This is a genomic window from Candidatus Omnitrophota bacterium (assembly GCA_030650275.1).
Classification (GTDB): domain Bacteria; phylum Omnitrophota; class Gorgyraeia; order Zapsychrales; family Fredricksoniimonadaceae; genus JACPXN01.
Genome location: JAUSEK010000016.1, coordinates 1 through 12,601, shown reverse-complemented (window position 1 = coordinate 12,601; position 12,601 = coordinate 1). Strand labels below are relative to the sequence as shown.

The window sequence follows — 12,601 nt, the reverse complement described above, 5'->3', positions numbered from 1 at the left end:
TCGTGCCGGTAGAAATTATTCATAATAAGATTTTCTTGATCCGTGGACACAAGGTGATGTTCGATAGTGATTTGGCGGAACTTTATGGGGTGCTGACAAAACAATTAACTCGTCAAGTGCGCAGGAATATTGAGAGATTTCCTGACGATTTCTTAATTCAATTGACCCGTGAGGAATTGAATAACTTGAAGTGCCAATTTGGCACTTCAAGTTGGGGAGGCACGCGCAAGCTTCCCATGGCGTTCACGGAACAGGGAATTGCCATGCTTTCCGGTGTTTTGCATAGTCCGAGGGCTGTTCAGGTTAATATCCAGATCATGCGTACGTTCACAAAATTAAGGGAAATCATGCTTTCCCACAAAGATCTGGCCCGTAAGATCGAAGATCTGGAGCGCAAGTTTATGGACCATGATCAAAAGATCGTCCTGGTCTTTAGGGCAATTAAGCAGCTGTTGAAAGAAAAGAAAGAGCCGCCCAAGCCCAAAGGGCCGATGGGCTTTCATGTTTCCCGATGATCGATCAATTTGACTTTTCCGTCCGGACATGTTAAACTTCTAACATCATGAACACAGCAACGAATCGCAAACATTATTCCACCTGTATTATGCTTTTTCCTGTATGGAGAAAGCGTGGCGGGGAAGGTGTGTGTTGATCCGTTAGTTCAATAGTTTCAGTCAAGGATATCAAGCCACCGACCCTTCAAAAGACCGGTGGCTTTTTTATTTGGAAAGGAGGTGAGAACGATGGAAGAAGTGCTGAAAGTCAGCGCCTTGCTGTATTTCAAAGAGGCCCTTGGCAGGCAAGAGTATGAAAGCTGCGCAGAGCTTGCGGCAGCGGCCAGGGAGCTCGGCGCACAGCAAGGCGAGATCGATGAAGCGATCGCCGCGCATCTTCGGGGCGATCAGGCCAATGCGCCCAATGAGGCCAAACAACCGGTCAACCGCCTGCGCGCGTTAAAGGAGGAGTACTAAATCATGCCTCATGGGTGCGTTTAAAGAGGACAGTTCATTTTGGACTGTCCTCTTTTATTTTTTGGTTTTGTGGTATATAGTAATCCCCGTGTATTTTCAAAGGTTCCTGAATTTCCTCAATAAATGGGCATTATTGAAGCCGCCTTCCTGGACGGATGCCGCTGTTTTGTCGTTGTTCACGGTCGTGGCCACCCTCCATCCTTTTTTCACCGAGGGAGACATCAATTTCTTTGAAGCAGGATTGTATTTGCCGGGGATCAATGCCATTTTGGACGGGCTGGTCCCTTACCGTGATTTCTTTTATTTGAGGGGGCCTTTTGAGTTGTATATGCCGGCATTTTTGATGTCGGTGTGGGGCCAAGATCTGACGGTCCTGTATGTTTATTTTTATGCCGGAAATGTCCTGTGCCTTGTGATGGGCGTTTTGATCGCCAAAGAACTTTTCCGGACGAGATTGATCCTGTATTTGATGGTGCCGGTTTTGGTGGCCCGAGCTTTCCCCAGGGTCATGTTCATGATATGGGGTGGGATGCGCTACGCGTTCGGCCTGATCGTGTTGTGGTGCTTTATAAAATTTCTAAAACGCCAGCGGCTGATATGGATGCTGGCGGCGGGGGTTTTTTCAGGTTTTGGGCTTTGGACAAGCGTTGAGATCGGCGTTTACGCCATTTGCGGGGTCGTGGCCGCGTTGGCCGCGGCATTTATTTTTAAGGTCCAGCAAAAACGCGCCCTCATCAAGGCCCTGGCAGTTTATCTGGCGGGTATTTTCTTGGCCAGCCTTCCGTTCCTTCTTTATCTCATCAGCCATCAGGCCTTTGTTCCTTATCTGGAATGCGTCCGTGCGGTTGTCTTTAACATGCAGAAGGTCATTGATCCGCATTTTGCCTCTGTTTATCCGAGCAATCTTTACGAAGCCGTATCCGCGATGATCAATCCCCTCAGCAAGAATTTCCGCCACATGACGGTCAGTTATCTTTATCTGGCCGTCCTCGGGTATGTGATCTACCGGATCAGGGCAAAGCGGTTGAATACAACGGACCTGTTCGTCATTGCCGCCGGGGTCTACGGCTTTATCATGTACAATACCGGGTTTAGGGGGATATGGACCGCCCATTTCGAGCTGTCGCTACAGCCGGAAAAAATATTGTATTTCTTTATTCTGGAGACCGTTCTGCTTTATGGTTTGGCGAAAAGAGAGACATTCCTCCGTTTTAAGGTTTGGCTGGTTGATCTTTTTATCATCACCCTGTGCCTGTCTTCCCTCATTTATATGATCGGAAGATATGATCACCGGTTCTATGTCTTTAAATATATCCGCAGTGTTGTCCAGGGCAGGGAAACCAACCGTCTGCGCCCTCTGGCCAAGGAACCCTCGAGGCCGCTGACCATTGAGCGGGCCAGAGGCATCGTTGCCCCCGTACAACAGGCCGACGATATTGAAGCCGTAGTCCATTTCATCCAAAAAAATACAAAACCCGGCGAGGCGGTTTTTACGTATCCCGAATTGGGAGCGTATCATTTCCTGGCGGACCGGCCTTTTGTCGGGCGTTTTCCCATCGCCACATTCTCCTGGTTCGAAGACCGCTGGCATCAGGAATTGATGGCAGACCTCAAAAAGAGCAGGCCCCGGTACATCATTTTGACAAAGGAATTCCAGGAAGGATGGAAAACAGTTTATCTGGCTTTGGAACAAAACCGCAGGAAGTTCAAGGACGTGATGGACTTCATCCATCATGATTACGAGATCAGGAATGAGACCCCGTTATCGTATATTTATGAACTGAAAAAGAACCGTTAAAATTTCAATCTTTTGACAGTGAAATAGGTGATGGTAAAAACCCCCGCCTCGATCACCGCCGTGGCCATGGCCGCTCCCGCGTAAGAAAAAGCATAGATGAAAATGATGATCAAAGGCAGGCCGATCATCGCCATGCTGATGTGGATCTTGGAATAAATGTCCGTCCTGCCGCAGACCAGCAAAAACTGCACGCGAAAAGCATTAGAACTGATAAAAAATACGGAGACCAACAAGAATCTTAAGGACAATACCGCCGCCGGATAGGTCCCACCGCAGACAAGCTTGACAATGAGGGGCGCCAGGAGAAAGAAGACCGGCAGGCAGATCAAAGAGATGATGAGGGTGATGAGTTGTATGTGCCGCATGATCTCAAATGCCGCGGCCTTGTTTCTGTGGAATATTTTGCTTAAGCGCGGAAAGATCGCCTGAGAAAAAGAGGACAGGGGAAAGGTCTGGATCGCGCCGGAGATCCTTTCGGCGATGGAATAGAACCCCGTGAGCGTGTTGTTGGTCAAAAGCCCGACGGCAAAAACGCGCGTGGTCGTGTAAGCGTTGATCGCCACGACCGAGATGAAAACGTCCCATCCGGCCTTCAACTGCCGGTGGATGTCTTTGTATCCCGGCCATTGGAACGACATCCCGAATTTGCTCCAGAGAATGTATTGCCCCGCAATGCCCGTGATCAGCAATACCGAAGAACCGATGAGCGGGACCTTCAGATAGTCCTCCGGTCCCCGGATAAACAAGAGGATGCAGAACACAAAGGCGAATTCCCCGACAATATTCAATCGGGCGATATATCTCATTCTTTCTACACCCTGAAAAAACCAGACAGGAAAAATGGCGCCCCCAGCTACCGCGCCGAAGCTCAACACATAGACCATCCAATCGCTCCTGAATTTTGGGACAAAATACACGATCCCGCTTAAGACCAGAAAACTTAAAAAGGCCAGGGCGATCTTGACCGTCATGACGGCCGAGAAAACCCTGGAGATCCTAGCATTGTCCTCGTGGCACAGGGAGATCTCCTTGGTGGCCGAGACGCTGAATCCATAATCCGTCAGGATGATGAAATACTGGACAAAGGCCTGCGCAAAAGCGACCAGGCCGAATCTTTCCGGTCCGATGACCCTGAAAAGGTAGGGCAGGATGATGAGCGGCAGGACATAGGTGATGGCCTGCAGCCACGAGAGGGAAGCGACATTGTGCATGACCCTCTTGCCCTCAAGGGGATCCACCATCCTGTATGTTTTCTGGATCAATCTGATCAAAGGACGCATGCGTCTAATTTACACTTTACTTAAGTCCAAATAAACAGATTTGATATATAATTTTACCATGATGAAATTCCCACAGAACTTTCTCTGGGGCGCCGCGACATCCTCCTATCAGGTTGAAGGCAATAATGCTAACGCTGACTGGTGGTCCTGGGAAAAGAAGGCCGGAAAAGAACAGTCAGCCCAGGCCTGCCGCCATTATGAATTATATGAACAGGATTTTGACCTGGCCAAAGGCCTGGGCCATAATGCCCACCGCCTGTCCATTGAGTGGAGCCGCATTGAGCCCAAAGAAGGGGAGTTTTCCCAGGAAGAGATAAAACATTATATTGACGTGGTTCGCGCCTTAAGGGCGCGCAACATTGAGCCGATGGTGACCCTGCATCATTTCACCAATCCCGTCTGGTTTAGCGCGTCGGGGGGCTGGACAAACAGGCGTTCTGTTGAGCGTTTCCTGCGTTACTGCGATGCGGTGACGCGCGCCCTGGCCAGCCATGTCCATTTTTGGATCACCATCAATGAGCCGACGATCTATTTCTCGCACGCCTATATGTTCGGTGTGTGGCCCCCGCAGGAAAGATCCTATCTGAAAGCAAAGGTGGTGCATGACCATATGATCGCGGCGCATATCAAGGCCTATGCCCTGATCAATAAAATTTATAAGGAACAAGATCTGCCCAAACCCTCCATCAGCATTTCTCAACACATATCGGCCATGATTTCCTGTGGGGACAGTTTCAGGAACCGTTTCGCGGCCCGTTTGCGGGACAAGTGGCACAATTTTGAGATCCTCGACAAACTCACGCGGCATAAAACTTTGGATTTTATCGGGCTCAATTATTACTCGCGTCATTTGGTGAATGCGTCCAGTTGGTGGGTCGGGAATTTGCTCATGGAAACGGGCCAGAGCAATGATGAGCCGGTCAAAAAAAATTCTCTGGGCTGGGACATCTATCCCGAGGGGCTGTATCAGGTGCTTTTAAAGCTCAAACGATACGGTCTTCCGGTCATGATCACCGAAAACGGCATCTGCACATCCGATGACCATTTGAGGTGGGAATTCCTCTCCGCCCACTTAAAGAGCGTTCACCGGGCCATGCAGGAGGGAGTCAACGTCACGGGATACCTGTACTGGTCTTTGATGGACAATTTTGAGTGGGACAAGGGTTTTGGCCCGAGATTCGGATTGATCGACGTTGATTATAAGACCTACCGGAGAACTGTCCGGGAAAGCGCCATAAAGTTCGGTCAGGTCTGTAAAACAGGTGCTCTGCCCAATTGACCCACCATTATATGCCGTTCCTCCCGATCAAGATGATCCGCATTTCCGATCTAAGATCGTATTGTTATACCTCGGTACAATTGCTTCTTTTTTTTGCCTCCCTAGAATAAAGCCAATAACCGTTTGGAAGCCGCGCCTGATCAGGCGCATTGAAAGGGGAGAATATGAGATCAGCACTTATGATTGGAGTTATTTTTTCGGCTTTTGCATGGGCGAATACCGGACCTGTCAGGGCGGACGTTATGGAGAGTGATACGGCGGTCACGCAGAACAAAGATGCCGCTCAAAAGCCGGGTGTTCCTAATACGCCGGTCAATGAACAGGTGAGCGCGGATGACAAGATCATCTTGGAAACCATACAGAAATTCCTCGCCGATGATCAGGATATTTCTCTTGCCGCGGAAAAGATCACCGTTACTGTTTTCAATGGCTTTGTAACGTTAAAAGGGGCGGTGCAGGACCAGGATGAGAAAATGGCTATTGAGCATAAGGCCCAGGCCGTAGAGCATGTGCGGCATGTGGATGATCAATTGATCATAAAATAAGGAAAAGACCATGAACATTCTAATGATGACCAACACCTATAAGCCGCTGGTCGGGGGACTGGAAAGATCAGTCATTAATTTTAGCAAAGAATTCCGGGGATCAGGCCACCGGGTCATGATCGTATGCCCCGAATATCCGGACATGCGGCCGGAAGAAGACGTGATCCGTGTTGCGGCCATGCAGAATTTCAATGGGTCGGATTTTTCTGTTCAACTGCCCATTCAGGGAACATTAGCGGAAGCCCTGGGCGATTTCCGCCCCGATATTATCCATTCACAGCATCCCTTTCTCATCGGAGATACGGCTTTGAAAATAGCCTCTAAATATCAGGTGCCGCTGGTTTTTACCCACCACACCCTCTATGAGGAGAATGTCCACTATGTTCCCGGCAATGAAGAGGCCTTAAAACGGTTTGTCATTGAATTATCAACGGGCTATGCCAATTTGGCCGATCAAGTTTTCGCTCCCAGTGAAAGCGTCATGCGTTTAATGAAAGAAAGAGGGGTCACAAGCCCGGTCGATGTGGTCCCGACGGGGATCTATATTGATCAGTTTGCCCGGGGGGCCGGAAAAACATTCCGCAAGAAATTGAATATCCCCGCGGACGCTTTTGTGGCGGGACATGTGGGACGATTGGCCCCTGAAAAGAATTTAGAATTTTTGACGCGGGCCATTGTCCAATTCCTTAAGAAAGAACCCAAGGCCCATTTTCTAATAGGAGGCACGGGGCCGTCTGAAGGGCCCATCAAAGAGATCATGGCCAAGGAAGGGCTCACAGACCGTTTGCATTTAGCGGGCATGCTCAAAGGAAAAGATCTGGCGAGCGTCTATCATGCGATGGATGTGTTTGTTTTTGCTTCGCAGAGCGAAACACAAGGGTTGGTTGTGACCGAAGCGATGGCGGCCCGCGTTCCTGTGGTGGCTGTTGATGCTTCAGGCGTCCGGGAGGTCGTTAAAGATCATGTGAACGGCTGTTTGATCGCCCGGGAAAGCATTGAAGATTTTGTTTCAGCGTTAGCATGGTTAAAAAAACAACCCGCCTCTCAATTATTAAGGATCAGGAACGCCTGCCGTAAGACGGCCAAAGAGTTTTCAATGAAAGACTGCGCCCAAAGGGCTTTGGGCCTGTATGTTTCGCTGACGGTCCGCCAGGGATTTTGCCGCCGTACTTGTGAGGATGGCCGTTGGTCAAACGCTGTCCGTTCCATTCAAACGCAATGGGGGCTGGCCAAGAATTTAACTCATGCGACCGGAGCTTTCATGTCTCCAGCCCTTGTGACAGCGCAACCCATTGATGCAGATACAGTTCAAGAATTGGCAGAAGCAAACGTTTAAGATGAATGAAGGGCTAAAGGCCTATTATACCTTGGTATAATTGACTTTCTTACCCTTCATGCCATAATACGTATGGTTATTTATAATTATGTCAATTAAGGAGAGCGGTAGAATGCCTTCAAATATTTATATTGTGGATGACGACGAGTCGGTATGCCGCGCGCTCAAGACCCTTTTAACGACTTTTGGGTTTGAGGTAAAAACATTTAATTCCGCAAGAAGTTTTTTTGACGCCGTTCCCAATGATGAACCCGGTTGTTTACTAATCGACATTCATATGCCGGGATTAGACGGGTGGGCAGCGCAGAAAATACTCGTGGACTCCGGATCGCAACGCCCGGTTATTTTCATTTCTGCCGAAAAACAGGACAATGCCGCCGCCCGTGCGTTGAAAGTAGGGGCCATGGGTTTTTTGCAAAAACCGGTCAATGCCCAGACCTTGGTTGATCTGATCAATTCTGCGCCGGAAGATACGAACGTCATGGTGAACAGTCAATGAAACAAATAAAAGTAAAAAAGCCGCTATTGAAGAAAATAACCCGTAACAATTTGGAAGAGAAATTTCGTCAGCAAACGGGTGAGCTAGAGATCAGAGATGGGCAATTAAAGCAAGGAGTTGACAGGGAAAAACTAGGGGCTGACAGGGAGAAACTCGCAGCAGAGAAGTTTCGTCAGCAAACGGATGAGCTTAAGATCAGAAGCGGACAAGTCAGGCAGGGGGTTGATAGGGAAAAGCTGGGGGCTGATAGGGAGAAACTTGCAGCAGAGAAATTTCGTCAGCAAACGGGTGAGCTTAAGATCAGAAGCGGACAAGTCAGGCAAGGGGTTGATAGGGAAAAATTAGGAGCTGATAGAGAAAAATTAGGAGCTGATAGAGAAAAACTAGGGGCTGACAGGGAAAAACGCGCAGAAGAGCAAATACAAATTCGAACCAAGGCGATGGAAGCCGCGTTGGACGGTATTTTTATTATCAATGCCAAGAAGCCAAACTTTCCTATTATCTACGCCAATCCGTCTTTCCAGAGCCTCATCGGTTATGCGAAGAACGAGATCATTGGAAAAAATTATTTTTTATTTTATGGATCTGATGCCGACTTGCGTGTCGTTGAGGAAATAAAACAAACCATACGTCAAGGCAAATCTTTTCATGGAGAGATGTTGAATGTCAGAAAGAACGGCAAAAAGTTCTGGAGTTTGCTGCGCATTGCTCCCATACGCGATACACATGGCGTCACCACTCATTATGTGGGGATCCAAACCGATTGTACATTGATGAAGCAGAGAGATCTGGAGATCGAGGAACAGCGCGAGGATCTTTTGCATGTCACGAGGGTGGGAAAGCTCGCGGAATTTGTCTCGTCTTTAGCCCATGAGATCAGCCAGCCCTTGACCGCCATTCTTTCTTATGCCCAAGCGGCCCAGCGCATGTTCGCAGGCAAGGAGCCCCAATTACAGGAGATCTTGCAGTACATTATTAATGATGATCAGCGGGCGACTGAAGTTATCCGGCGGTTACGGGCACTGTTAAAAAAGAGCAAGCCCACATTTGAGCCACTGGATATCAATGTTCTTATTAACGATACGGTCGCGCTGATCATGACCCATATCACCGTAAGGAATAAAGTCATTGAATTCGAGCTGGACAGCGATCTCCCATCGATCCAGGGTGATCGCATACAACTGCAACAGGTGCTCTTGAACCTTATCAGCAACAGTTTAGAGGCGATGGAGGGGAGCAGTGATTCTCATGAACTGTTGATCAGGACATCGCGCAAAGATGCCGACACGATCACGGTGGAGGTTCAGGATTCGGGATGCGGTATTCCAGCGGAAAATATGGAAAAGCTCTTCGTCCATTTTTTTACCAGCAAGCCGGATGGTTTGGGTATGGGGCTGTCCATCAGCCGCTCCATTGTGGAGGCGCACGGCGGCCGTTTGGAGGTCAAGAATAATCCTGATCGCGGCGCAACTTTTTATTTCACAATTCCCCTTAATATGAAGAATGACCAATGAACAGTCAAAGCGCTATCATCTATGTCGTTGATGATGATGTCTCGGTGTGCCGGGCCTTAGGCCTATTGTTAAGATCGCATGGGTTTAAGGTTGAGACGTTCACGGATGCGGCAGGGTTTTTGGCCTTTAAACATCCTAAGGCGCCCTCATGCCTGGTCCTGGATATCCGCCTGCCGAATATCAATGGGTTTGCCCTTCAGGAAGCAATGACGCGGCGGGGGATCGCCACTCCGATTATTTTTATTACCGGATATGGGGATATTCCAATGAGCGTCAAGGCCATGAAGGCAGGGGCCATTGATTTTCTTTCCAAGCCCTTTACCGAGAAGAAACTGCTGAATGCCATTACGCTGGCCATCTCAAGAAGCAAAATTCAAAATAAAAAACAAGATGAAATATCAAGAATTAAGCGCCGCATCAAGACGTTATCTCCCAGAGAACTGGAAGTTTTTCATTTCGTGTCCCAGGGAATGTTGAATAAACAAATTGCCTCCAGACGGGGAATTTCCCTTCAGACGATCAAGGTCCACCGCGGCCGGGTCATGCAGAAGATGCAGGCCAAGACCGTAACAGAACTCATCCACTTCGCCCAAAAAACAGGCGTTGTTTACTCCCCGGTCTGATCCTCCGTCGTCACACGTTCGATCTCCTGCTGTTATACCTTGGTATCATTGATTTTTTCTGCCCCCTCCCTAAAATACCATCATCATAGCTTTTAAACTGTCATAGAAAGATGGGGTTTTTATGTGGTGGAAATGGCTGCCATGGAGGTTTGCGGTCAGCGATATCGCGCGCAGGCAGGGGTTTTTGGACCCTGTTAAGATCCTCGCTCAATTGCGGAATTTTGCGCAACCTTCAGAGGTCTTAGCCCCGACAGAACTGTTGCGTTCAGGCGTTGTTTTACACGCCCGCGGTTTGATCAATAGCCTGGCCATTCAGCATAACCTGGATTGGGTCTGGCCGTATTGGGTGGAATGCCAATATGATCCTCAAAACGACGCGTTTATACCCAGGTCTTTTTCTTTAACACAGATCAATCTTACCCACCGAAATTGGACGGCCTTAGGCGTTCCTGACAGCGCGGAATACCCGATCGTAGATCCTCGCGGCCTTATTACTCCTCATTACGATAGCTGGTCCATTGATCTTTGGATCATCCCCAAAGAGGGGGAACCATTGATCCCGTCGCGCTTACCCTGCGTATCCCAAAAATTGGTCATGGATGAAAACCTTTGCGTGATCACAGAATCCCGCCTGGGTCAGTTAAAACTTCGATCAAAAGCACAAGTGATCGGTCCAACCCGATCACCTGTTTGCCAGGTCCAGATCACGGGCATTGCTCCCGCAGAGGCGGTGTTGGTCGTTTCTCTCAGGCCTTATAATCCTGAAGGTGTCAGCTTTATCAATCATATTGCCCTGCTTGAAGACGCATCGGGTTGGCATGTGAATCGGGAAAATTTTGTTTATTTTGATAAGCCTCCGGATCAAAGTATATTTTCGGATTATCATCGCGGAGATATTTACAGCCGCCTGCCTGTCGGACAGGCAGGTTTGTCATCGCAGGAAAATGAAAAAGAAGTTTCGTGTCAAGTCGGGATGGCCACCGCTGCCGTTTTATACACACTCAAAGAGGGGCAAGCGCTTGACATTACAGTTTCAATGCCTTTAACGAAAAACAAAATTGAAAAAGGGGCCAACCCTGAATATCAAAGCACCGCACAATTCGCGTGGAAGAAAAGTCTTCAAGGAGCGTGTTCATTGCAAATTCCCGATGAACACTTTCAGTTCCTTTACGGATCAGCGATCCGCACCATGGTTTTGCATTCCCCCAAAGAGGTCTACCCGGGTCCTTATATTTACCGGCGGTTTTGGTTTCGTGATGCCGCTTTTATTTTGAACGCCTTGTTGTGTGTCGGATTAAAGGAACGTGTTGCCCGGGCTTTGGACTGTTTTCGTTCGCGTCAAACGGCCCAAGGTTATTTTCTTTCTCAGGATGGAGAGTGGGACTCTAATGGAGAGGCCTTGTGGATCATGCGTCAGTATTGTGAAATGACGGGCACTGTTCCGCCCAAGGAATGGAAGAAGTCCATCGAAAAAGGCGGCCAGTGGATCTATAAGAAACTTCTGTCTTCGGACCTGAAATCCGGTCACGCGGGATTATTGCCGGCGGGATTCAGCGCCGAACATTTGGGTCCGAATGATTATTATTACTGGGATGACTTTTGGGCCGTTGCCGGTTTAAAAGCGGCCGCTTTTTTATGCAAAGATCCCCGTTTTGAGGTCCAAGCAGAGCAACTGTTGAAGTGCGTTGACCGTACTCTTGAGAAAACCGCTCAACGCTTAAAAAGAGCCGCGATACCGGCTTCGCTCTACCGTCGTTTAGATACAGGGGCGATCGGCTCTCTGGTTGCCAGCTATCCGCTTTGTCTTTTTGCGCACGACGATCCAAGAATTTTAGATACTGTTGGCTTTTTAATGGACAATTGTTTGGTGAATGGCGGATTTTTTCATGACATGACCCACTCAGGGATCAATCCCTATTTGACCTTGCATATGGCCCAGGTGCTTTTACGCGCGGGTGATCCGCGGTATTTTGATCTCATGACAGCGGTCGCAGGACTCGCCTCTTCAACGGGACAATGGCCTGAGGCGATCCACCCCCGGACGGGCGGCGGATGCATGGGGGACGGACAGCATGTCTGGGCCGCGGCGGAATGGGTTTTGATGATCAGAAATTGTTTTGTCAGGGAAGAAAATGAAGGGTTGATCTTATGCTCAGGGATCCCTAAAACCTGGCTTGAGAAAAAACAAATGATCGCGTTTGGTCCCGCGCCGACACGGTTTGGCGATATTCAGATCTCCATAAAGCCGCAAGGGCAAAATATCCTGATCGAATGGCAGGGACAATGGTTCACGCAGGAACCATTGATCGATATTCATTTGCCCGGTTTTAGGAAAATAAGAGTTTCCCCAACGACGCATTCCCTTGTTATACCTCAGTACAATTGATTCTTTTTCCCCATTCCCTAGAATGCCGTTATGCCATCAGAAGGACTAAAGCTTAAGGAAGTCGTTGAAATGTCATCGGACAAGAAACAGATCTATATTGTGGATGACGATGAGTCCGTGCGCCGAGCGCTCGGGTTCCTTATGGCCAGTTATGGGTTTGCGGTGGAAACGTTCTCCTGCGCGGAGGAATTCTTTAACGCTGTGCCGAATAGCGCTCCGGGTTGTTTGATCCTGGACATCCATATGCCGGTAATGGACGGCTGGGAAGTGTTGGAGCGGATTAATAAGTCCAAGTGTAAGCGGCCGGTCATTGTTATTTCAGCGAATAAAAATGGCGGTTTTAGGGAGCAGGCTTTAAGGTCCTACGCCG

At 48.8% G+C, this 12,601-nt stretch carries 12 protein-coding genes; 11 read left to right on the top strand and 1 reads right to left on the bottom strand.

All coding sequences use genetic code 11. The features are described from left to right. Positions 1-2 precede the first annotated feature (2 nt). The 3 genes from Q7K71_04710 (at position 3) to Q7K71_04700 (ending at position 2,769) form a co-directional block, all read left to right on the top strand. A complete protein-coding gene (locus tag Q7K71_04710) occupies positions 3-515 on the top strand; it encodes an ORF6N domain-containing protein (GenBank protein ID MDO8675399.1) in 513 nt (170 codons plus the stop codon). 228 nt (positions 516-743) lie between these two features. Beyond that, positions 744-971: a hypothetical protein gene (locus Q7K71_04705; protein ID MDO8675398.1), complete on the top strand. Its 228-nt coding sequence runs from the start codon at positions 744-746 to the stop codon at positions 969-971. A gap of 10 nt (positions 972-981) precedes the next feature. Next, on the top strand, positions 982-2,769 hold the full coding sequence (locus tag Q7K71_04700; GenBank protein ID MDO8675397.1) for a hypothetical protein: 1,788 nt from the start codon (positions 982-984) through the stop codon (positions 2,767-2,769). On the opposite strand, the gene Q7K71_04695 is transcribed toward Q7K71_04700, so the two are convergent. Continuing rightward, the gene (locus Q7K71_04695; GenBank protein ID MDO8675396.1) at positions 2,766-4,049 is read right to left on the bottom strand and encodes a flippase; all 1,284 of its coding nucleotides are present in this window, start codon (positions 4,047-4,049) and stop codon (positions 2,766-2,768) included. The genes Q7K71_04700 and Q7K71_04695 overlap by 4 nt on opposite strands. Before the next feature lie 58 nt (positions 4,050-4,107). Here Q7K71_04695 and Q7K71_04690 point away from each other — a divergent pair, with 58 nt between their 5' ends. From Q7K71_04690 to Q7K71_04655, 8 genes are all read left to right on the top strand, one after another. Continuing rightward, the gene (locus tag Q7K71_04690; GenBank protein ID MDO8675395.1) at positions 4,108-5,328 is read left to right on the top strand and encodes a glycoside hydrolase family 1 protein; all 1,221 of its coding nucleotides are present in this window, start codon (positions 4,108-4,110) and stop codon (positions 5,326-5,328) included. A gap of 242 nt (positions 5,329-5,570) precedes the next feature. Next, positions 5,571-5,873, top strand: coding sequence for a BON domain-containing protein (locus Q7K71_04685; protein ID MDO8675394.1), 303 nt, complete (start codon positions 5,571-5,573; stop codon positions 5,871-5,873). 10 nt (positions 5,874-5,883) lie between these two features. Beyond that, positions 5,884-7,209 (top strand): glycosyltransferase, encoded by a 1,326-nt coding sequence (locus Q7K71_04680; GenBank protein MDO8675393.1) that lies wholly within the window; start codon positions 5,884-5,886, stop codon positions 7,207-7,209. Between the two features lie 112 nt (positions 7,210-7,321). Then, positions 7,322-7,708 (top strand): response regulator, encoded by a 387-nt coding sequence (locus Q7K71_04675; protein ID MDO8675392.1) that lies wholly within the window; start codon positions 7,322-7,324, stop codon positions 7,706-7,708. After that, positions 7,705-9,222 (top strand): ATP-binding protein, encoded by a 1,518-nt coding sequence (locus Q7K71_04670; protein MDO8675391.1) that lies wholly within the window; start codon positions 7,705-7,707, stop codon positions 9,220-9,222. Before Q7K71_04675 ends, Q7K71_04670 begins: the two co-directional genes overlap by 4 nt. After that, positions 9,219-9,845 carry a response regulator gene (locus tag Q7K71_04665; GenBank protein MDO8675390.1) on the top strand — a complete coding sequence of 209 codons (627 nt, stop codon included), beginning with the start codon at positions 9,219-9,221 and terminating at the stop codon, positions 9,843-9,845. The genes Q7K71_04670 and Q7K71_04665 overlap by 4 nt, the downstream gene beginning before the upstream one ends. Positions 9,846-9,966: 121 nt before the next feature. After that, positions 9,967-12,231: a hypothetical protein gene (locus Q7K71_04660; protein ID MDO8675389.1), complete on the top strand. Its 2,265-nt coding sequence runs from the start codon at positions 9,967-9,969 to the stop codon at positions 12,229-12,231. 30 nt (positions 12,232-12,261) lie between these two features. Beyond that, positions 12,262-12,601 (top strand): response regulator (locus tag Q7K71_04655; protein MDO8675388.1); only part of this gene is annotated, 340 nt, incomplete at its 3' end.